The organism is uncultured Methanobrevibacter sp., assembly GCF_900314695.1.
In the GTDB taxonomy this organism is placed as follows: domain Archaea; phylum Methanobacteriota; class Methanobacteria; order Methanobacteriales; family Methanobacteriaceae; genus Methanocatella.
This window is the reverse complement of sequence record NZ_OMWD01000006.1, coordinates 1-23,010: the sequence shown is the minus strand read 5'-3', so window position 1 is coordinate 23,010 and position 23,010 is coordinate 1. Positions and strand designations below refer to the sequence as shown.

Here is a 23,010-nt window from a genome sequence, read left to right as displayed (position 1 = left end):
CTTATAACTTATAAGTTATAATAAAAAAATACTTATAACTTATAACTAATAACCAGTAAAAAAATAATAAATTATAAGTTATCAATAACCTCTTTGCTTTTTAGGATGTTATCGAAGTTATTTAATTCAATGATAGCTGTATCTATTTTTTTAAGTAAATTCAAGTCCATTGTTCCTTCACCCAAGGTAATATGTTGGTCTTTTACTCCATCATTATCATTCAAATGACAATAGCTGATATTTTTTAAGGACAGCATTTCTTCAAGGTTTCCGCAGGTATTCCCATGACCGGTATCGATGGTTAAGCTGCAGCCTGTTGCTTCTTGAATCATTTCGATTTCTTCGACTGTGTTTGCCAGAAATTTGCCCCGAACCGGCATATTTTCAACTGAAATCTCAACATTGGTATTGTCGATAATTTCTCCAATACTTTCAATAGATTGTTCCAATGCCCATTTTCTTAAATGCGGTTCATTTCTGCCTATTATACCTGGGTGAACTGTTATGGTATTGGCGTTAATGCTTTCTGCATAATGTCCACAATGAATCATTTGCTTAATGCTTTCAGCTCTTATTCCCTGGTTTAAGCTTGCTATATTAATGTCCACGGTTGCTGCATGCATTCTTATATCCAAGCCACAATCCTTAAATTCACAATTGTCTTTTTCATAAAAAGGACCTTCTCCAAGAATTTCTATTATTTCAAATCCATGTTTTTTAGCTAAATCGATGATGTCATTGTTAGGTTCCATAAATAAAGCTAATGTAGTAAAACCTAATTTCATATTTATATATTAGTAAGGAATAATATATTAAATGTTTACATATATCAAATTTTGACATATGGTGAATTATGACTGACGAAAAATTTAACGAATCACATAAAAAAGTTTTTAAAAACTTCTCAAATGGGATTATACATAACCTAATCCTGTGGATTATTTCAAAAGAAAGTATCCATGGTTATGGAATCATGAAAAAGTTGGAGGAATTCTTTAATTTCAATGATTCTAAATGTGATATTAATGTTAATTCCAGTAAAATCTACCCAATCCTATCTAAAATGGAAAAAGGGGGATTTATTGTTGGGGAGTGGAATATTAACGAAAATAATAAAAGGGTTAAATATTATTCAATCACTGAAGATGGCCAGGATTTTTTAAATGATATTCAAATTCACATGAATAATGTTTTAGCCAATCCTTCATGGATAGCCTTTTTTAGTGATATGACTGGACTGGAGATTAACAATGAAAAATGCAATAGAAACTGAAAATCTAACAAAGGTTTATAGCAATAACTTCACAGCTGTTAATTCTCTAAACTTGGAAATCCCTAATAAAACCATTTTTGGAATGTTGGGTCCCAATGGAGCAGGCAAAACCACAACTATTAAGATGCTTACTTGTCTGATACAGCCTACATCTGGTAGGGCCACTGTCGGCGGATTTGATGTTCAAAATAATCCGGATGAAGTAAGAAATCTTTTGGGTATGGTTCCGCAGCAGGTTAGTTTGTACAGTGATTTGACCGTAATGGAAAATTCCCAATTATGTGCAGATTATTATGGCGTTCCACAGGATGAAAGGGATTCTCGAATTGAAGATTTAATGGAACTTGTTGATATAAAATATGCTAAAGATAAGAGAGTTGGTCAGCTTTCAGGAGGTCAAAAGCAAAAAGCTTCCCTTGTGGCAAGTTTGGTTCATAGGCCGGACATATTGTTTTTGGATGAACCTACAATTGGTCTTGATCCAACTACAAAACGTATATTGTGGGATTTGATCCGTGAGCTTAATGACAGCGGACATACAATCATTTTATGTTCTCATGACATGCACGAAGTTGACATGCTTTGTGATAATGTGGGCATTATCAATACTGGTAATTTAGTTGCTTATGACACACCACAGGGTCTTAAGGATTCTCTTTTGGAAAGCAATAGGCAGGAAATGACTGAAGCCTTAAGTAAAATTTCCGATGAAAATGATGTTTCAAATTCAACTCAGGAAGACATCGACAATCTCAGCTTAAGGAAGATGTCAATTCTTTTGAAAAATCAGGATGACGAAATCATAGAATCAATAAAAAATTCTGATGATGTTAAAAGCATGGAAATAGCCCATAATGGCCGTATTAATTTAAGAATCGATAGTTTCGATGATATGGCTGTTCAAAATGTATTGGATGGTATAAGTTTTTCAGGCGGAATCATCAAATCCGTCAGTACTGAAGAACCTTCACTTGAGGACGTATTCATTAAGTCAACATCGGAGGTGAATGAAGATGATAGAGCCTAAGAAATTTTGGTGGATGATTAAAAAGGAATTGATTTCACTTAAAAGACATCCTGCAAGATTGGTTTCTATTATTGCATTTCCGATTATCATGATTTTGCTTTTCGGTTATGGAATGGGTGGAGAAATGACAGATTTGCCTATTGTTGTTGTTTCTCAAAGCGATGGTAACCTTACTGATTTGACTCTTGACACTATAAAAAACACTGAAACCTATCATGTTGTCGAGGTTATAGATGATTTGGATGAGGGAAAACAGCGAGTAGAATCGGGTGAAGTAAAGGCTGCAATTATTCTTCCATCGGATTATGATGAAGATTCGTCTAATCAGAAGAGTGTAACGCTTTACCTTGATTCTTCCGATCAGATGGCTTCCCAGATTATAGAGTCATCAACTCAGGGAATATTTTATAGATTGTCAAATATGGTAGCTTCACAAACCAGTGTTTCAACTCAGGATGCAAATATAACTCCGTCTATTGCTCACTCTTTAGACAATTTCAAGGATGACATAAGTTTGCATGTTAACAAAATATATGGAAATATCAAATACATCGACTTTTTAGTCCCGGCTATTTTAGGAATGACTATCATGATGAGCTGTATGATGGGTATGGGTGCAACTATTGCCGGTGAAAGAGAAACTGGTGAACTTGCAAGATTGTTCATGACTCCAACCTCAGTTGCTACTGTAATTGGTGGAAAAATTGCTGCAAAACTTTTAATCGAATTAGTTAGAGCATTGATTCTGATTTTCATGGCGGTACTGCTCTTTAATGTGAGTATTGAGGGTGGTTTCCTACAGACTTTCATTGTTTTGGTTATTGGTGCACTGTGTTTTGTCGGATTTGGTATTATGCTTTCCGCCAGAACCTCCACTCAGGAAGATTATGCTCAAATTTCACTTCCTTTTTCAATGCCTATGATGTTTGTTTCAGGAGTATTTTATCCTATAGAAACCATGCCTTGGATATTACAGAAATTAGCTTACGTTTTCCCATTGACTTATTTGAACGATGCAATGAGAGGAGTAATGCTTAAAGGACAAACTTTAGGTGATGTGTGGTTAGATTTAGTTGTTTTATTAGGTTTTACAGTTTTATTCTTCATAATTGGTGTAAAACGATTTAATAGGGATGTTTAGGAGGTTTTTAAGTGTATAAAAAATTGCTAATTGCTTTAATCATTTGTGTTTTATGTCTGTCTCCAATCGCTGCTGAAAATTGGGATTCATTTGCTGGAGATGTTGACCATTCAGCTTACAGGGATGGAGAATCAGGTTTTGTAACTAATCTTTGGACTTTTAATATGGAATCTCCTGTCCATTGTTCTCCGGCGATTTATAAGGACTACATTTATGTGGTTTCCGATGATGGAATGTTAAAAGCTATTAATATGGAAAAAGGTCATGAAGAATGGAAACTTGATTTAAAGTCAAAGACCAATTCATCCCCTATTGTCCATTCCAATAGGTTATATATTGGATGTGAAGATGGAATCAAAGCCGTAAATATTAACACCCATAAAGTTTCATGGGAATATGATTGCAATGATGTCCAGTCAACCCCATTTTTCTATGATGACGTTGTCTATTTTGGATGTGATGACGGACATTTATATGGCCTTGACAAAGACAACGGTAAAGTTGTTTTAAATAAAAAATTGGATGGAAAATTCAAGTCATCTCCAATTGTTGTCAATGATTCTATCTATATCGGTTCAAATAACGGTAAATTATATAGTGTTGGAACAGACAAAGAAAAGAATTGGGATTACACAACAGGTGATGAAATTTTGTCTTCACCTAGTTATGTAAACGAAACAATAATTTTCGGTTCCACTGATGGAAATCTATACTGTTTGAATGAATCCGATGGGGCCTTAAACTGGAAGGTAGATTTAAACAATAAGATTATCTCTTCTCCAACCATTGATGAAAATGATAACAGTGTCTTTGTAGGTTCTGATGAGGGAAATCTTACATGTATTGACACTCGTGATGGAACTGTCAAATGGAGTCATCATGCAGGAGATAAGATTCAATCAACTCCAGCATTAAAGAAAAATTTAATTGCATTCGGTTCAAATAACGGTAATTTTTATGTATTGAACAAATACACAGGTTTGGAAGAGTTCACATATAATCCGGGAACATTTTTATTCAACTCTAAAATTACCTCTTCACCGGCAATTAATGGAAACAGTTTATTCTTCGGTGATGATTCTGGCAACTTCTATTCATTAAATATTGAAAAATATGAAGTTCCAGGATCCATGCAATTATACTATTCAATCGGTGTTTTGATTGTTGTATTAATTGTTGCTGTTGTAGTCGTTAAAAAATTAAAAAAATGATTTAAATCTTTAGAGGATGTTAAATGAAAAATATTGAAACCATTAAAAAGGAAGACATGAATCTTTCAGATAAAATTTATATTTTTGATACAACGTTAAGGGACGGTGAACAGACCCCTGGGGTGGCCCTTACTGTCGATGAGAAAATGCAAATAGCCCAAAAGCTCAATAATTTGGGTGTGGATAAAATTGAAGTGGGATTCCCTGCTTCTTCCAAAGGCGAAATTGAATCTGCTAAAAGAATTAATTCTCTAAGTTTGGATTCAACTTTGGTTGGTTTGGCACGTTCTCTTGAAAGGGATATTGATGCAGTTATTGAATCAGATTTGGACTATGTTCACACTTTTATAGGCACTTCTCCATTGCATCGTGACTATAAGCTTAAGATGTCTAAACAGGCAATTATCGAAACTGCTGTAAATGCTGTTGAATATGCCAAAGACCATGGTTTGACTGTTGAATTTTCTGCAGAGGATGCAACAAGAACTGAAAGAGATTTTTTATTTGAAGTCTTCAATTCTGTTGTGGATGCCGGTGCTGATTTTTTGGATGTTCCGGATACTGTAGGGGTTCTGACTCCGGTCTTTACACGGGAGTTAATAACTGATATTAGGAATAACTTTTCAGCACCTATCAGTGTACATTTCCATAATGATTTCGGTCTTGCAACTGCAAACTCTTTGACAGCCATTGAATGCGGTGCAAATCAGGCTCATGTTACCGTCAACGGTTTGGGTGAAAGAACAGGTAACTGCTCCTTAGAAGAATTGGTCATTACCCTTAAAGTAGCCTACGGTATAGATTTGGGTTTGGACACTACCAGATTATATAGTTTATCTCATTTGGTTGGCCGTTTTACTGGTGTTAAAATGCCAGTCAATAAGCCGATTGTTGGTGACAATGCATTTGCTCATGAATCAGGAATTCATGTTCATGGAATTTTAAATAATGCCAATACATATGAGCCAATGTCACCTGAACTTGTAGGCCATTCAAGACGTATAGTTTTAGGAAAACACACTGGAGCAAACGCTTTAAAATCCAAATTAAAAGAATACCATATTGATTTGAATGATGATCAGTTTTGTAAGGTTTTCGAAGAAATCAAATCTTTGGGCGATAGCGGCAAATGTGTCACAGATGATGATTTGATTGCTATTGCTACCACTGAACTCGGTTCCGCTCGTGAAACTCCAATAGTCATTAAAGGTTTAAGTTTGTCTTCCGGAGCAATCGTTTCTCCTACTGCAACGGTAAAACTTGAAATAGATGGGGTTGAAAAGGAAACTGCAAGCACAGGTGTCGGGCCTGTTGATGCTGCATTAAATGCAATCAGAAATTTGATTCAGGATTCAATCGATGTTGAACTTGAAGAGTATAATTTGGAAGCTATTACAGGCGGTACTGATGCATTGGCTGAAGTTTTCGTTATCAGTTCAGATTCTCATGGCAATAAATCAACTGGACGGTCAACAAACCAGGATATAGTAATGGCAAGTATATTAGCGGTTCTAGATTCTATAAATAAATTGCTTCTGATCCAAAGGTCTTGATTAAATCAATTTATATTTAAAAATTAATCAATATTCATTTTATTTTTTTTTCTTTTTTTAGATTTTACAAATCTATATTTTATCTGTATCTTTTTTAAACATTTTTAATTTTTATTTTAGGTTGTTTAATTCAATATTTTGATTTCTATGTAAAATTTTATATACATTAATCACTAATATTTATATGGTGAGTTTAATATGGAAAATAATACAATTTTTGTTGGTAGTAAACCTGTAATGAATTATGTTTTAGCGGTGGTCACACAGTTCAATGAAGGTTCCAACAGCGTTACTTTAAGAGCTAGAGGAAAAGCCATAAGTCGTGCTGTTGATGCCGCTGAAATTGTTCGTAACAGATTCGTTCCCGAATCTGATGTTACAGATATTCAAATTTCTACAGAAGAAATTGAAAACTACAACCATGAAAAAACCAATGTTTCTATAATAGAAATTTTAATTGAAAAGAGTGATTAATCTCTTTTTAATCAAATTTCTTTAGAACATTTTTTTCAAATAAATATTTTGAAAGATAAATATTTGATGTTCCTTTTCCATGAGCCTCTACACAATTTTTTTTTATTGCCTTTAGAACATCATCTATATCCTTTTCACAATCTATTAAACTATAGCAATCGCCGACAAATTTAAAATAGTGGGCATCACTTGCTCCCAATGCAGGAATATTTTCTTTGATTGATAAATTTTTTGCTTTATTGTTACAGTATCCTACAATAAATCTGGCATTTTTTGTTTCAATTGCATCAATTTTCAAATCTTTATAGTCTGTTTTATGAAGAAGGCCATGTCTGTAAAAACAGTATGGATGTGGTATTATTGCAAGACCACCCAAATCATGAATTTTATCTATTGTTTCTTGAGGACTTAAATCACGAGGTATGTTTTCCTCACACCCAAATCCAAGAATATGGCCCATACTTGAAGAAACTTCTATGGAAGGAATTGCCAATATATCAGTGTTTCTTGTTTTTCTTAAAACTTCACTTGTTCCATCTACGGTATTGTGATCGCTTATTGCTATTATGTCGATATTTTCTTTTTTTGCAGTTTTTAAAATATCATCGATTTTTGAGTTTGAATCCGGTGAATATTCACTGTGAATGTGGGAGTCCATTTTAAGCATTTTATCTATCCTAATATGGTTTTTATTAATCCTACTGTACCTGTCATCATCACGTCTCCTCCTGGAGCTGCATGATGCCAGTCAAGATTTGTCTTTTCTATCAGTTCTCTTTTAGGTCCGCTTACTATAACCTTTTCGATTTTTGATATCGGATTTAAAACGTGTGCTCCATGCCCATGGTCATCGTAAACCTCTTTATTTGTTATCTCACCTGAAGCCAATCTTTTGATGTATCTTTCCAGAGATTCTCCAGTCAGACTAGAAGTGTGATGTTCAAATACTCCTTGGATTTTTCCATCTTCAATAGATGCGGCTGTAGTATGTCCGTTTCCAATATCAATTACAATAAAACTGTTTAATTCCTTAGCTATTTCATCGTAACACATTCCAGCTATTGACGCGAATTTTGTATCCATCAGCAATGGAATTTCTTCTATTCCTTCATTTTTTATTGTTCTTCTTACTGCCTGCATTCTGGTATAATATTCCGGAAGGTCATCAGTAAAACCAAATTCAAGAGGTGAAATAGGATTTGAGATTTTTTCTCTTATTTTTTCAAATCTGAAATCCCTGTCGCCCATGTTCTCATTGTATCCATGGTCTTGAACTGCAATTGCAATCTTGTCAAAGTCAAATTCCAAATCATAGCCCAATAAAAAATTTGCTAATTTTGTAAGGTTGATGTCGCCCATTGTAATTTTTGTATAGTCCTTATAATCCTTATTATCATCAGCTATTTCAATTCCATATGATTTTACTTGATTTAAATCATCACGTATTGTTTTTGCACACTTGGATTCCATCACTACTTTGTATCCTTTTTCCATGTGTTCCAATATGGTTTTTTTGATTTTTCCTCCACCCATAATTTCTCCTTTAAAATAGATGTCATTTTCAATTTCCCTGATTTGTTGGGAGATATAAAGGTGTGGGGAAGGTAAAACTAGTTTTATGGAATTTTCCAGTTCTTTTTCTGTATCATAAATCATCATGTCCTGTGTTCCGGTTCCGACATCAATAGCTAAAATTCTCATGTTTTTTAAATTGTTTTTTATATTATTAATATTTAAAGTGTACATATTTGTACAACAAAGATTTAAATAGTACATTAATACAACTATTATTATGAAACATTATAAAATTACTTTATCATCTGACGATGTGCCTACACAATGGTACAATATTAATGCTGACTTGCCTGTTGAACTTCCAATGCCTAAAAACAGTGAAGGAAAAGACCAAATTGCTTCCCTTCAAAAAGCTTTTACCAAAGCCGGATTGGAGCAGGAATTTTCCCAAGAAAGATATATTAAAATCCCTAATGAAGTCAGGGAACTTTATATGAAAATGGGACGTCCTTCACCTTTATTTAGAGCTACAAATCTAGAAGAGTATTTGAATACTCCAGCTAAGATTTATTACAAGCGGGAGGATACTTCGCCTACGGGTTCCCATAAGTTAAACTCCGCTATTCCTCAAGCATATTTTGCTAAAAAGGAAGGTGTTGAAAGATTAACTACAGAAACCGGTGCGGGCCAATGGGGTACTGCTTTATCTCTTGCATGTAATTTATTGGATTTGGATTGTACTGTTTATATGGTTAGAGTTTCTTTTGACCAAAAGCCTGACAGGAAAAATATCATGAACATTTACAACGGTAATGTTTATGCATCTCCAAGTGAAAATACCGAAATCGGACGTCAAATACTGGCTGAAAATCCAGACCATCCTGGTTCACTAGGTGTAGCAATTTCTGAAGCGATGGAAGAGGCTTTGGCTAATGATGAAGTCAAATACACTTTAGGAAGTGTTTTAAATCAAGTAATGCTACATCAAACTGTCATCGGCCAGGAATTAAAAACTCAATTGGAAATTGCTGAAGAGGAACCTGATGTCATGATTGCATGTGCAGGCGGAGGTAGTAACTTTGCCGGTTCATTATTCCCATTCATCAAGGATAAGATTGATGGTAATTCTGATACCCAATTTATTGCTGTTGAACCTAGTGCATGTCCTACTTTGACTCAAGGAAGTTATGAATATGACTTCGGTGACGTTAGCGGATTTACTCCAATGCTTAAAATGTTTACTTTAGGCCATGATTTTGTCGCTCCTTCAGTTCATGCAGGAGGATTAAGATATCACGGTATGTCTCCACAAGTTTCACTTTTAACTAAAGAAGGTTATATTGAACCTAGATCTGCTCATCAAAGAGAGGTATTTGAAGCAGGAATTACTTTTGCACGTAATGAAGGTGTATTGCCTGCTCCTGAAACTACTCATGCCATTAAAGTTGCTATTGATGAAGCTATTAAATGCAAAGAAACTGGTGAAGAAAAAACAATAGTTTTAAACTTCTCAGGTCATGGAATGTTGGACTTAAAAGGTTATGCAAGTTACTTTGAAGGAAATATGCTTGATGCTAAATAATCCTTCATTATTTTTTTTCTTTGATATTAGTTATAAGTTATAACTTTACACTTGAAATCATTCTTTTAATATTTTTGTTTTTTATTTATCTCTTTATAATTTTTTAATAATTTTTAAAATTAGATATTTGTTTTTTAATTTATTTTATTGATTTAATTATGTTTTAATTTGCCATAATTCTGTTATTTTTTTATTTTTATTTTTTTGTTTGTTATAACTTATAACTTATTACTTATCTCTAATAACTTCAAAGTGTTAACAAATAACTGAAAACTTATTTGTGAAAACAAATACTTTATAAGATAGAAGTTATAAAATATAACTTATTTGTTAAAAGTTAGTTATGATAAGTTATTTCTTAAAACTTATTTTTTATAATTTAGAAGTTTTAACTTAAAACTTAATTCCTATCCCTTAGAAGTTAGAACTGATAAATTATTTCCTTTAAGTTTTAAATTAAAAGTAATAACTTAATCCTTTTAACATATACTGGATAACTTCAACGTTATTCTTTAGAACTTTAAATTTTTAAGTTATAAATCATAACTGATAACTTAAAACTTATCAGATATAGGAGAATTCTTTAATGAGTGAAGTAATAGCGGTTATGAATCAAAAAGGGGGTTGTGGAAAAACAACTACTGTTGTAAATACTGCAACATCTCTAGCTGTAATGGGTAAATCTGTTTTAGTTGTCGATATGGATCCTCAAGCTAATGCTACAACCAGTTTTGGGATTGATAAAACTAAGATAGAAAATACAATTTATGATGCTATCATAGGAGATATTAGTATTAAAAAAGCAACAATTCCTACGTTTATAAAAAATTTGTTTATTATCCCAAGTAATATATCTCTTAGTGGTGCAGGAATGGAACTTTCCAAACGTGAAAATTACCATGTTGTATTAAAAGATACCTTAAAAGATGTCATACCTTTATTTGACTACATTTTCATTGATTTACCTCCTTCATTAGGTGTAATTACTGTCAATGCATTAGTAGCTTCCGATAGTGTTTTGATACCTATCCAAGCTGAGTATTATGCTTTGGAAGGAGTCGCTGATTTAATTAATACAATAAAATTAGTTGAAAAAAGACTTAGAAGTCCAACACCTATTAAAGGAATTCTCCTAACTCTATATGATAAGAGAACTAGACTTAGTAAAGATGTACATAAGGAACTCAAAAATTACTTTGGTGGTACTGATTTATTGTTTAAGACAATTATTCCAAGGAATATCAGATTGGCTGAAGCCCCTAGTTTTGGAAAACCTTGTTTAATTTATGATCCAGATAGTACTGGTACTAAAGCTTATTTAAAATTAGCAAAAGAGATTCTTAAAAGAGATGGAGAGGATTAGATGGCTAGAAAAGGTCTTGGAAAAGGTTTGGATTCATTAATTCCGGATTTCTATAATGAAGATTTTGATAGTAATTCACCTCAATCACTTGAAGATATGTTAAATGAAAATGAAGATTCCGGCAATGATGTGAAAACTTCAGAGAATGAAGAATCTCCTCAAAAGGAAAATATTTTTGAACAGATAGAAGCGGAAATGGAATCTCAAAAGGAAGAAGTCCAAAAAGAAGCATCTCAAGAAGAAGAATCAGTAGAAGAAGAGGAAGAAGAAATTGAAGAGGTGGTTTCTCAAAATGAAGATACTGAAATTAGCGAAGTTAATAAAACATCCGAAGACAACGATAGCGATATACGTAGCGAAGAAAGCGTACAGACATCACCAGAAGTCAAAATCCAAGAAGAACACATAGCTGAAGTTAAACAAATAGTTGATAAAAATCCGAGAATTACTCTTTGGTCATCAAGATCTTCAGCTGTTTTTAGATATTTAAGAAAAACAGAACCTGAATTCAGTATATCAAAGGAAGCTTCTATATTAATAGAGGAAGCTGTTTCTAAAAAATATCCTGAAATCTGGGCATTGTTTGAAGATTTATAATTACTTATTTTTTTGAATTTCATATTCAATATATTTTATTATAGTTATTTTTACACTTGAAATTATATATTGTATATTTTTGAGATGTCAATGTATAATAATTTTTTTCATATAATAATTATTGATTCTTTTTTCAATAATTCAATGGTAATGGCTTATAAATATTGAGATAAACTATTACAAACTTAAAAATCAAAAGTAGTTTGATATTCCCCATCAATTTTTATATAAGGCTTTGCCCTTTCGACTACAACACCCAATTTTTTAAGTTGCTGTTCTGATGTAAAAGGCATTTTTTTGCGAATAGAAATTATTTCCCGTGCAGATTTTACACCAATTCCTGGAACTCTTATAAGTTCTACTAGTGGTGCTCTGTTGATTTCTACAGGAAATATGTCCATATTTTTTGCCGCTAGAATCTTTGGATCTTGTGTCAAAGATAACTTGTCATTTTCATCAAATATCAATTCCTTAACATTATAATGATAATCGTTAAGCAAGCTATCTGCATTATATAATTTAGCGGTTCTATCGGTTGAACATGCCTCTTTTTTTGAAAATTCTGTCTCTTCAATAGGGGTGAATGCTGAAAAATATGTTCTTTTCAAGTCTGATTTTTTGTATATTTTTTCCATTCTCTCAAGAATTTCCTTGTCACTTTCTCCGTTCGCACCGACAATCAATTGAGTAGTGTGAGTAGAATTTGGATATGTTGTACTTTTGTTTTGTAGACTGTTGATCCAGGATAATCTTTTCAGTATATCCTTGTTATAGTCTTTTGTCGATGAAAGTTCCGCAAGTCCGGATGGTGTTGCAGCTTCAATATTGATGCTTACCCTATTTGCCAGTGCCATTGCCCTTTTAATGGAATCCTTGCTTGCCCCCGGAACGACTTTAAGATGAATGTAATCGTCATATCCATATTTTTTTCTTAGGATACTAACTGTTTCAACCTGTTTTTCCATTGTTTCATCCACATCACCGCTTATGCCTGAACTTAAAAAAAGACCATTAACCAATCCTCTATTATAATATCCAAGAAATGCCTTGGCAAGCTCCTCTGGTGACAGTTCAAGACGGGTAAAATTTCTTTTTGACTGGTTGATACAGTACTTGCAATCGTTTTTACATTTGTTTGTTAAAAGAGTTTTGAAAAGGGGTATTTTACATCCGTTATGCCCAATTGCTTCATAGATTCCTGGCAAATTGACTTGTGAACTCTTATTGTGGCTGACATAGTCACAAAGGTCATATTGTGCTGAATCTGTTAGGATTTTCATCTTTTCCAAAGTACTCATAGACTTACTATATACTTTATGCTAATTATTAATTTTGTTTACAATATATTTTACTGATAGAAAATTCTGACTTTAAGATTTCTAGAAATCATTTAATATTTTTATGTAATTTTTTTTAAACATTGAATGATATCCAGTTAACTTTGTAATATTTTGAAAATATCTATTTTTTCATTAAATGTTGAACTGTTCGATAAAATATATCAAATAGATAACTGTTTGTATATTTCATATTAAATTTAATGTTTAGTTGTAAAGTATATATATGATAAGAAAATTACATAACATCAGTTATTATTTGAAGTAGTTGCGAAAATTATTATCAATAATAACTGTGAGAAAAATATTGTTTTACAATATTAATTATATTATATAAGAAAAAATGAATGAAATATGAAAGGTGTCGATAATGAACTTCAAATCTAGAATATTAAAATTATCCATTTTATTTATGTTAGTTTTAGTATTGCTTCCAGCTATTGCTGCGGAAGATTCTAGCGAAGCTTTCTTTATTGAATATGAAGATCCAAATGATGAAGTCATTGTCGAAGAGACTGATTCAATTGAAGAAATGAATCAAGCTCAGGTAGATGTATCTCCTAGTTCTGAAGTTGCAGATGATATTGAAGTGAGTTCGCAAGATACTCCAGTTCAAGATCAATCTGAAATTGAGGAAAGTGATGAAGATACTAATATTATAATAATACCAGAACAAACTGAATGTTCTGTAGTTGAAACTCATGATGTCATTGAAGAAAACAATGATGATGAAAAAATCACTGATTTATATTGTGAAAACGTTGTTGAAAATATAAATCATAATAATTGTAATGATGTCAATGAGGATAGTGGTTGTGAACAAATAATAGATGATATTAGTATTATTAATCAAGGTTCTTTAGTTAATTCTGAAATTAGTTATAACAATCTCATTGTTGTTAGTGATGTGTATATGGAAGCTAGCTGTTTTAAAACGAACAGTTTCAAGCGTAGTTTAACGAAAGTTTTAGAATTAAAAAATAATCTTTTAATCAATAATGATATTAGATTTATCTTTGCGGATAATTTTGCCGATAATGTAGACGGTGATGTAATTATTTGTGCAGATAAGATTACAACTGATTTTGTTTTTAGCATCGATAACTCAGTTATTGGTGATGAGAATTTAATCTTTTTTGTAACTACTTCTTATTGTTTTAATTTAAATCCTTGTTTTAATGCTTCTATTTCTTGTGACTTTTTGGTGTCGAATCTTTTTTTTGGTGGTGATTTTGACTGCTGCTGATCTTTTTGTGAAAATTTGTTGTAATGTATAGTTTTATGGTAATTGCTGTTGAATATATTAATGACTGTCTGAGTTTATTGGGATGGTTTTGTAGAAGAAATGAAATTTGACCTTTATCAGGGGTTTATCTGATAGAATAATTGAAATTAATATAATGTGGATTAAAGTAGATTTATGGTAAATTGCTGTTGAATATATCAAAGATAAATAATATGTGGATTGAATAATTTAAGTAGTTTTATGGTAAATTGCTGTTGAATATATTAATGACTGTCTGAGTTTATTGGGATGGTTTTGTAGAAGAAATGAAATTTGACCTTTATCAGGGGTTTTTCTGATAGAATAATTGTAATAAATATATGTGGATTAAATAACTAAAATCGGTTCAATCGTTTTGAATTATTAGGGTTAATGATTCTTTGTGCTTGGGTTTTGGTTTAATTTGGCAATGGTGTCATATCAGTTATTTTAGATCGGTAAATGGTTTTCATATGGCTGATAGAAATTAGTTATTTTAACTCAATATATTATTTATTATACAGGATATTTTATTAAAAAATATATTTTAATAAAATTTCAATTTTAGCTATTTTTGTTGATTTTTTAGAAAACTTTATATATGATTAAAAAGATAATATTTTTTAGTATACATCGTATACTTCTTTCATATTCAATTCTTAATTTTAATATATATAAGTAATATTCGTATGCAGGTTTTTCTCAGGAAAATTTAAATAAAAAATTTATTTAGACTTAAATGAGGTAAAACATGAAAATTTATGCGAAACTTTTAGTAATCGCTTTAATGATTGCGATGATTTTTGCTGTTGGATCTGTTTCAGCAGTTGAAAATGGTACTGCAGACGCTAGCGATTTAACTCTAGTTCCACATGAACAGGTTGTTTCAGTTCCTGATTCAACAGTTCAGGAAGTTGAGACAATAGATACGGAGACGTCTGCTGATGATACGAATGTTGAAAAGATATCATCAAGTTCAGATGAAATTATTAATGTAACTGATTCTAACGTAAAAGGATCTTTAAAAATGAGTAAAAAAGGAGGTCCTGTGTTAGGAGCTTCCAACAATAATAATGTTTTAGGTGCTAATAAGACTTTTACTCCAAACGGAACAACTTTCCATGATATTCATATTGAGATTGAAAAAGCACAAGATGGAGATACAATTGATTTGGGTGGTAAAACTTATAATGGAACTAATCCTGGAAATCTTGGAACAAATAAGGCTATTACTATTATTAATGGAGTTCTAAATCCTTCCTCTACGGTGAGTGCTGGATTTGGTATAAACAATTGTAAATTAGTTAATGTTACTTTCCAAAATTTTTATTATACAGCTACAGGTTGGCCTATAAATTTTAAAAATTCTACTTTTACTGATGTTAATTTTATAAATATGTCTTTCCCTATGGCTTTTGGTACAGCTAATTATACTAAATTTGAAGGATGTAAATTCATTAACTTAACTTCTAGATATCCATATAATCCGGATTATTTTGAATATGGAGCAATGCTTGTTCTGTACAATTCTGAAGTTAATAATTCTCTTTTCAATAATTGTACTACTACTAGACATTCTGGTGCAATTTGTGTTGCAGGAAGATCAGGTAATACTGTTAACATTACCAATTCTGACTTTATAAATTGTAGAGCAGGTATTGGTGGAGCTATATATGTTCATGGTACTAATACAAATTCAAATCATCATAGTAACATAATTAATTGTAATTTTATTAATTGTGAAGCTACTGAATGGGGTGGAGCAATAGGTTCCAGTCAGGATTATTTGAATGTTGAAAATTGTAATTTCATAAACAATTCAGCTAAACAAGGTGCTGCTTTCATGGTTGGAGGTATTAGGCATGGTTTAGATGGTAATAATACTCAAGGTCATTACAATACTATGAAGAATTGTTATTTCTACAACAACACAGGTTCTGAAGAAGGTGGAGCAGTGCACATTACCGGTCATTATAATAGTGCAATTGACTGTACATTTGACGATAACTTTGCTATCAACGGTAAGGGTGCTGCAATCTATGTGGAAGGTAATCACGCTTCCATAGATGGATCCAGTTTCACAAATCACCAATCAGATATGGGTACAGTATATATTGAAGGTAACTATTTCAACTGTTCTGATTCCATATTTAATGGAAATGTTGCTTCCCATGGGGGTGCTGGAATTTATGTTGAAGGTAAAGACACTTACATTTACAACACAAAATTCACAAATAACAATGCTTCAAGGCATGGTGGTGCAGTTCATACCATAGGTGACAATGCAAGAATTTTATATTCCGATTTTACCTACAATAATGCTATCCCAAGTTCTACCAATACAGATTATGGACTTGGTGGTGCTGTTTATATTGATGGTGCAAACAATACTATTTCCTATTCAAGATTCAAGCACAATACTGCACGTAATGGGTCTGCAATCTACAATAGGGGAGAAGACTTGACATTAATTGACGATACATTTGAAGATAATCAAGCATGGAGTTATTTCTTGTTTACCGAATCTAAACCTCAAGAAGCCTATTGGGATGAAAATTTGGAAACATTAGTTAATGTCACTCTTGTTGGTGGAGACAATCTCATAAATGCTATTTATAACGATAGGTCTATTATGGATATCTCTTTCCATAACGTAACCTACTATATGAAGCCGAATGACTTGTATCCTACTGGTAAAAAAACTACAACCATCAATGAAACTCATCCTGTTAACGGAGTCGAAAATAGCCATGGTGGATTATATCTCTATCAGGATGCCCGCGAAGACAATCAGGTTATTAAGGTAAATATCACACATGGGGGAAACAAGGTCTATGAATATGAAGGAAAAACTGATATGTATGGTAATGTTTTGCTTTCAATCAAAAAGGAAAACTTGTCCGAAGGTCAATATCGTCCTGGCGTGTATGATGTAACCGCTTCTCACCCGGACGATACGATTTATACAGCTATTGAAAATAGAACTTCATTCAGAATATTGCCTCATGTAGATGTAAGTGTTACAAAAACAAGTAACAAGGATGTTTACTTTGTAGGGGAAAATGCCATATTTACTATCAGAGTATATGGTGTTGGAACAAATGCAACAAACGTTAGAGTAAAAGATATTCTTCCTAAATCCTTAAAATTTATTTCAGCTTCAGCTACAAGAGGTAGTTATGATTCAATAAACAATGAATGGTATATAGGATTCTTACCACATGGAGGATCAGAAACATTAACATTGACAGTTAAAACCACAGAACTCGGTACCTTTGACAATGTCGTTAATGTAACTTGTGATGAAAAGGACTGGAACATGTCCAACAATGTGGACAACAAGACTATTCATGTAGATTTATACTACACCAAAGAGGCTAGTGTTACTAATACTTCCGCTGGAGAATATTTTGAATATTATATTAGAATATATAATGTCGGCTCAACTCTCTATAATGAGACCGTTAGGGTAGATGATGTATTGCCTGAAGGAATTAGATATGCTGGTGAATACAAAGTAGAGGGTGCAGATTTGATTAAATTTATTGGTTATCCTGATCAACAGGTTTGGGAAATTACCAACATTTCTGCTGGAACTCATGCTAAAATTACTATTAAGGCACTTGCATTGAAAGATGGTATCTGGAACAATACAGCTAGAGTTTGGGATTACCCTCCTGTAAATGCTACAGTTAATGTTACTTCTAGTGCTGATTTGCGTATATTTAAGGAAGCTTCATCTGAATATGTAAATAAAGATGATTTGGTTAATTGGACTATTATTGTTAAAAATGACGGTCCAAGTAAAGCAATGGGTGTTTATGTTAATGATGTATTGCCGAATGGCCTTGATATATATGGAACTACTATTGCGTCTAAAGGAAATTATAATAGAGCTAGTGGTGTTTGGACAATTGGTGATATGGATGTTGGTGAAATAGTAAATTTAATCATTCCAACCAGAGTAACTATTTCTGCTCATAACATTACCAATGTAGCTATTGTTAATTCTTCAACTCCGGACCCTAATCCAACTAACAATGAAGATAATGATACAGTTTATTTCAATCCTGATGTGACTATCGAAAAAATAGTATCAACCAGGAAAACCTATCACGGCGATACAATCTCATGGAATATTACCGTAACAAATAAAGGTCCGAATGATGCATTCAATGTATACGTAATTGATAAATTACCTGCTGGATTAATATTCGTGAATTCAACAAGAGTTAACTATAATCCTGTTAGTGGTAGATGGGATATTGGTACTCTAAAAGACGGTGAATCCATTACATTAATTATTAATACTGAGGTAACAATCTACGCTGGATCAATTTCAAATAACGCTACAGTATATTCTTCTAATGATCGTGATTTAGGCAACAATTATGCTGATGATTTTACTCAAGTTATAACCGAAGCTGATGTTGGCGTTGTTAAAAGGGTATCTAACAGTACTCCTTACTATGGTGATGAAATAACTTGGTATATTGTTGTTACCAATTATGGTCCAAATGTTGCTGAAAATGTCGTTTTAATAGATTATTTGCCTACTGATTTAGTTCAAACAAAAAGGCCATATATATCTAAAGGACAAATTTCTCATGCAGGAACTAACGGAAGATGGGATATTGGAAATATGGCTGTAAATGAAAGTCAATACATGGAAATTTACACTAAAGTAAATGCAACTGATAAAACTATTATTAATGTTGTAGAAGTAAATTCAACCACTGTTGATACTAACATAACTAATAACAGGGATGAAGATGGAATTAATGTCCCTCCTGAAGCTGATGTTGCTGTAGTTAAAAAAGTAAATAATTTCACTCCAAACAAATATGATAATGTTGTCTGGACTATTACAGTTGTCAATAACGGTCCTAATGTGGCTGGAAACGTTGTAGTTAAAGACATATTACCATCTGGTTTGAAGTATGTTTCACATACTGAACCTGATATCGGTATATTCTATCATAATACTGGTGTTTGGTCTATCGGTACTTTGAATGTTGGTGTAAGACATTCATTTAATATTACAACTCAAGTTGTTGATACTGGTAAAATCACTAACGAAGTTAACATTACCACTTCAACCTACGATACTGATTTAACAAACAACTATGACAACGAAACAATTGACGTACCGGCTATTGCTGATTTGGAAATTATAAAACTCGTATCCAACAAGACTCCTAAATACGGTGATGAGATTGACTGGACTGTAACTGTTCACAATAAAGGTCCAAACAACGCAAGAAATGTTGTTGTAAACGATAAATTGCCTGCTGAATTAGTTTATATATCTCACAAGGGTCCTGGATTATATGACCCTACTCAGGGAATCTGGCAGATTGGTGATTTGGGAATTGATGCAACCGTAACTTTGACAATCACAACAAGAGTAAACATTACTAACGCAACTATTACTAACGTTGCTGTTGTAACATCCACTACTCCGGACAATGACACTTCAAACAACGAAGCTAATAACACTACTGATGTTGACCCAATGGCTGATTTGGCTATTTATAAAGTTGTAAGTAATACAAGTCCTCAAAAAGGCGATAATGTAACTTGGATTATTGTCGTAATAAATCACGGTCCTGATACTGCTATAAATGCTGTCGCTACTGATATATTGCCTGCTAATTTAACTTATGTAAGCCATAAGGGTAATGGTACATACGATCCGAATACAGGCAAATGGAATATTGGTGACATTGAAAAAGGCGGAATCAGAGCATTGTACATTAATACTACTGTTAATGCATCAAAAGCTTTTATTACCAACATTGTAAATGTAACTTCACAGACTCCTGACCCTGACTTAACAAACAATGAAGATAATGCATCTGTCGATGTAGGCCACCAAACTGATTTGGAAGTAATCAAAACTGTATCCAATGCAACTCCTAAAAAAGGAGATAAAGTTGTATGGAATATCACTGTTTTAAATCACGGTCCTGATGATGCAGTTAATACACGTGTACATGATATATTGCCTAGTGGATTAGTATGGATTAGTGATAACAGTAACGGTGCTTATAATCCTTCTACTGGTATTTGGACTATCGGAAAATTACCTGTTAATAATAAGGTAACATTATTAATTACCACTTTAGTTAATGTGTCCGGTCAAAACATTACAAATGTTGCAGAAGTTACCACAGATACCAATGATACTAACGAATCTAACAACAAGGATAATGACACTATTGAAGTTCCTAAAGATGCAAGTGCTGATTTGGAAGTTATTAAATTTGTATCCAATAAAAATCCTCGCTTCGGTGATATAATCACATGGACTGTTACTGTAACCAACAATGGTCCTAATACTGCTGTTGATGCTTATGTAATTGATAAATTGCCTAAAGGATTAACCTATCAAAGTGACGATTCAAACGGAAAATATGATCCTGATACTGGTTATTGGGTTATCGGTAACTTGACCAATGGAGCTAAGGCTGTATTGAACATTAAGACTTTAGTGAACATTACCAATGCAACTATTACAAATGTTGCTGTAGTAAACTCCACTACTCCTGATAACAATACTGAAAACAACAAAGCTAACAACACTACTGATGTAGACCCTGAAGCGGACTTGGAAATCATCAAATTGGTATCCAATAAGAATCCTAAATTCGGTGATAAAATTACATGGACTATCGTTGTTACCAACAAAGGTCCTGACACTGCATTGGAAGTGTATGTAAAAGACAAATTGCCTGCTGGTTTAGTATTAACCGGTTATTCAAAAACTAATGGAATATTTGATGAAAATGACATGACTTGGTACATCAAATCCTTGGCTAAAGGCGAATCACAAACCTTGACCTTAACCACTTTGGTTAATGTGACCAACAAAACTTTAGTCAACATTGTAAATGTTACCAATGACGTATATGACCCAAATAAAACAAACAACGAAGCTAACAACACTACTGATGTTGATCCTAGAGCTGATTTAGTTGTTGTTAAAGAAGTTTCAAAACAAATTGTAAAAACTGGTGAAGTCATTACCTGGACTGTTACCGTAACCAACAAAGGTCCTGACACAGCTGTAAACACCAGAGTAACTGATATATTACCTACTGGATTAATATTCATTAAGTCCGATGGTAATTATAATAACAATACTGGTATTTGGACTGTTGGAGACTTAGCTAATGGTGCTTCTGCAAGTTTAGTAATTACTACTCAGGTTAACATTACCAATGCAACTATCAGAAACGTTGCTAATGCAACTTCAGATACTCCGGGTAATAGTACTCCTGGTAACAACACTACTGATGTTGGTCCTAGAGCTGATTTGGTTGTTGTTAAAGAAGTTTCAAAACAAACTGTAAAAACCGGTGAAACCGTAATCTGGACTGTTACTGTTACCAACAATGGTCCTGATAAATCTGTTAACACTAGAGTTATTGATAAGTTGCCTGCTGGTTTAATTTACAATAGTCATAAGGCTGAAGTTGGTAATTATGATCCTGACACCGGTGTTTGGATTATTGGTGATTTGGCTAATGGCGAATCTAAACAGTTAGTGATTTCCACTATTGCAAACATTGTCAACAAGACTATTGTTAACGTTGCAAACGTAACCAGTGACACTCCTGGTGACAGAAAGAATGATACAAACAATACTACTGTTGTTGATGATGTTGCTGATTTGGAAGTTGTCAAATTGGTATCCAATGCTACTCCTAAATTCGGTGATGAAATTACCTGGACTATTATCGTTACCAACCATGGTCCTGACAAAGCAAAAGCTGTAAACGTTACTGATAAGTTGCCTGCTGGATTAAGATACACTGGTCATGAAGGTCCTGGTGTCTATGATTATTCTAGAGGAATTTGGTTAATTGGAGATATGGAAATAGGTAATACTGTAAAATTGGTAATCAGAACTATTGTAGATATTTCAAATGGTACTATTGAAAACATTGCTGTTGTTAATTCCACTACTCCGGATAACAATACTGACAACAACATTGGAAACAATACTACTAAAGTAAACGATGATGCTGATTTGGAAATTGTTAAAGTCGTATCTAACAAAAACCCTAAATTCGGTGAAACAATCACATGGACTATTACTGTAACCAACAATGGTCCGTCTGATGCTAAGAATGTAAGAGTTACTGATAAGTTGCCTGCTGGCTTAATCTATAATGGTGCTAACGGTAATTATGATCCTATTACTGGTCTTTGGATTGTTGGAGACTTAGCTAATGGTAAATCTGCAAGTTTAGTAATAACTACTATCGTAAATATTACTAACACCACAATATTAAATGTGGCTAATGTAACCAGTGACACTCCTGATTCCAACAAAACCAACAATATTGTTAAAGAGGTTTCTAAGAAGTCTGTTAAGACTGGTGAGGTTATTACTTGGACTATTACTGTGACTAATAAAGGTCCTGATGCTGCTGTTAATACTAGAGTTACTGATAAGTTGCCTGCTGGATTAATTTATATTACTTCCAGTGGTAATTATGACCCAGTTACTGGTCTTTGGATTGTTGGTGATTTGGCTAATGGTGAAACTAAGCAATTAGTGATTTATACTCAGGTTAATATTACTAATGCTACTATTGTGAATGTTGCTAATACTACTTCCGATACTCCTGGCAATAATCCACCTCCTGTTAACAACTCTACTGA

The 23,010-nt window shown here is 32.9% G+C and carries 15 protein-coding genes; 11 read left to right on the top strand and 4 right to left on the bottom strand.

Translation table 11 applies throughout. From position 1 onward, the window contains the following. Positions 1 to 71: 71 nt before the first annotated feature. Complete coding sequence (locus tag QZN45_RS02570) at positions 72 to 785, bottom strand: sugar phosphate isomerase/epimerase (protein WP_292880747.1); 714 nt, start codon at positions 783 to 785, stop codon at positions 72 to 74. A gap of 68 nt (positions 786 to 853) precedes the next feature. Here QZN45_RS02570 and QZN45_RS02565 point away from each other — a divergent pair, with 68 nt between their 5' ends. The 6 genes from QZN45_RS02565 to albA all read left to right on the top strand — a co-directional run bounded on the left by QZN45_RS02565 (position 854) and on the right by albA (position 6,679). Further along, positions 854 to 1,273, top strand: coding sequence for a PadR family transcriptional regulator (locus QZN45_RS02565; protein ID WP_292880749.1), 420 nt, complete (start codon positions 854 to 856; stop codon positions 1,271 to 1,273). Continuing rightward, complete coding sequence (locus QZN45_RS02560; protein WP_296810893.1) at positions 1,251 to 2,300, top strand: ATP-binding cassette domain-containing protein; 1,050 nt, start codon at positions 1,251 to 1,253, stop codon at positions 2,298 to 2,300. The genes QZN45_RS02565 and QZN45_RS02560 overlap by 23 nt, the downstream gene beginning before the upstream one ends. Beyond that, positions 2,287 to 3,441: an ABC transporter permease gene (locus tag QZN45_RS02555; RefSeq protein WP_296810890.1), complete on the top strand. Its 1,155-nt coding sequence runs from the start codon at positions 2,287 to 2,289 to the stop codon at positions 3,439 to 3,441. Before QZN45_RS02560 ends, QZN45_RS02555 begins: the two co-directional genes overlap by 14 nt. An 11-nt stretch (positions 3,442 to 3,452) precedes the next feature. Further along, on the top strand, positions 3,453 to 4,652 hold the full coding sequence (locus tag QZN45_RS02550; protein WP_296810888.1) for a PQQ-binding-like beta-propeller repeat protein: 1,200 nt from the start codon (positions 3,453 to 3,455) through the stop codon (positions 4,650 to 4,652). 23 nt (positions 4,653 to 4,675) lie between these two features. Next, entirely contained in the window at positions 4,676 to 6,205 is a 1,530-nt protein-coding gene (locus tag QZN45_RS02545) for a 2-isopropylmalate synthase (RefSeq protein ID WP_296810885.1), read from the top strand. Positions 6,206 to 6,403: 198 nt separating this feature from the next. After that, positions 6,404 to 6,679, top strand: coding sequence for a DNA-binding protein Alba (albA, locus tag QZN45_RS02540; RefSeq protein WP_292609637.1), 276 nt, complete (start codon positions 6,404 to 6,406; stop codon positions 6,677 to 6,679). Between the two features lie 7 nt (positions 6,680 to 6,686). Here the strand turns inward: albA and QZN45_RS02535 are convergent, their stop codons facing one another. Together QZN45_RS02535 and QZN45_RS02530 are read right to left on the bottom strand one after the other, a co-directional pair. Then, a complete protein-coding gene (locus QZN45_RS02535; protein WP_296810882.1) occupies positions 6,687 to 7,346 on the bottom strand; it encodes a PHP domain-containing protein in 660 nt (219 codons plus the stop codon). Between the two features lie 5 nt (positions 7,347 to 7,351). After that, on the bottom strand, positions 7,352 to 8,380 hold the full coding sequence (locus QZN45_RS02530; RefSeq protein ID WP_296810879.1) for a DUF1786 domain-containing protein: 1,029 nt from the start codon (positions 8,378 to 8,380) through the stop codon (positions 7,352 to 7,354). A gap of 91 nt (positions 8,381 to 8,471) precedes the next feature. Between QZN45_RS02530 and QZN45_RS02525 the strand changes: the two genes are divergently transcribed. The 3 genes from QZN45_RS02525 (at position 8,472) to QZN45_RS02515 (ending at position 11,736) form a co-directional block, all read left to right on the top strand. Then, the gene (locus tag QZN45_RS02525; RefSeq protein WP_292609632.1) at positions 8,472 to 9,776 is read left to right on the top strand and encodes a TrpB-like pyridoxal phosphate-dependent enzyme; all 1,305 of its coding nucleotides are present in this window, start codon (positions 8,472 to 8,474) and stop codon (positions 9,774 to 9,776) included. A gap of 586 nt (positions 9,777 to 10,362) precedes the next feature. Then, on the top strand, positions 10,363 to 11,139 hold the full coding sequence (locus QZN45_RS02520) for a ParA family protein (protein ID WP_292609630.1): 777 nt from the start codon (positions 10,363 to 10,365) through the stop codon (positions 11,137 to 11,139). Then, positions 11,140 to 11,736, top strand: coding sequence for an AAA family ATPase (locus QZN45_RS02515; RefSeq protein ID WP_296810877.1), 597 nt, complete (start codon positions 11,140 to 11,142; stop codon positions 11,734 to 11,736). It abuts the gene before it with no gap. Positions 11,737 to 11,921: 185 nt separating this feature from the next. On the opposite strand, the gene QZN45_RS02510 is transcribed toward QZN45_RS02515, so the two are convergent. Next, the gene (locus QZN45_RS02510; RefSeq protein WP_292609627.1) at positions 11,922 to 13,034 is read right to left on the bottom strand and encodes a radical SAM protein; all 1,113 of its coding nucleotides are present in this window, start codon (positions 13,032 to 13,034) and stop codon (positions 11,922 to 11,924) included. A gap of 409 nt (positions 13,035 to 13,443) precedes the next feature. On the opposite strand from QZN45_RS02510, the gene QZN45_RS02505 reads away from it, so the two are divergent. Further along, complete coding sequence (locus QZN45_RS02505) at positions 13,444 to 14,319, top strand: hypothetical protein (protein ID WP_296810873.1); 876 nt, start codon at positions 13,444 to 13,446, stop codon at positions 14,317 to 14,319. Between the two features lie 769 nt (positions 14,320 to 15,088). Further along, positions 15,089 to 23,010, top strand: a 7,922-nt coding sequence (locus QZN45_RS02500) for a hypothetical protein (RefSeq protein ID WP_296810870.1), incomplete at its 3' end; no start/stop codon positions are given.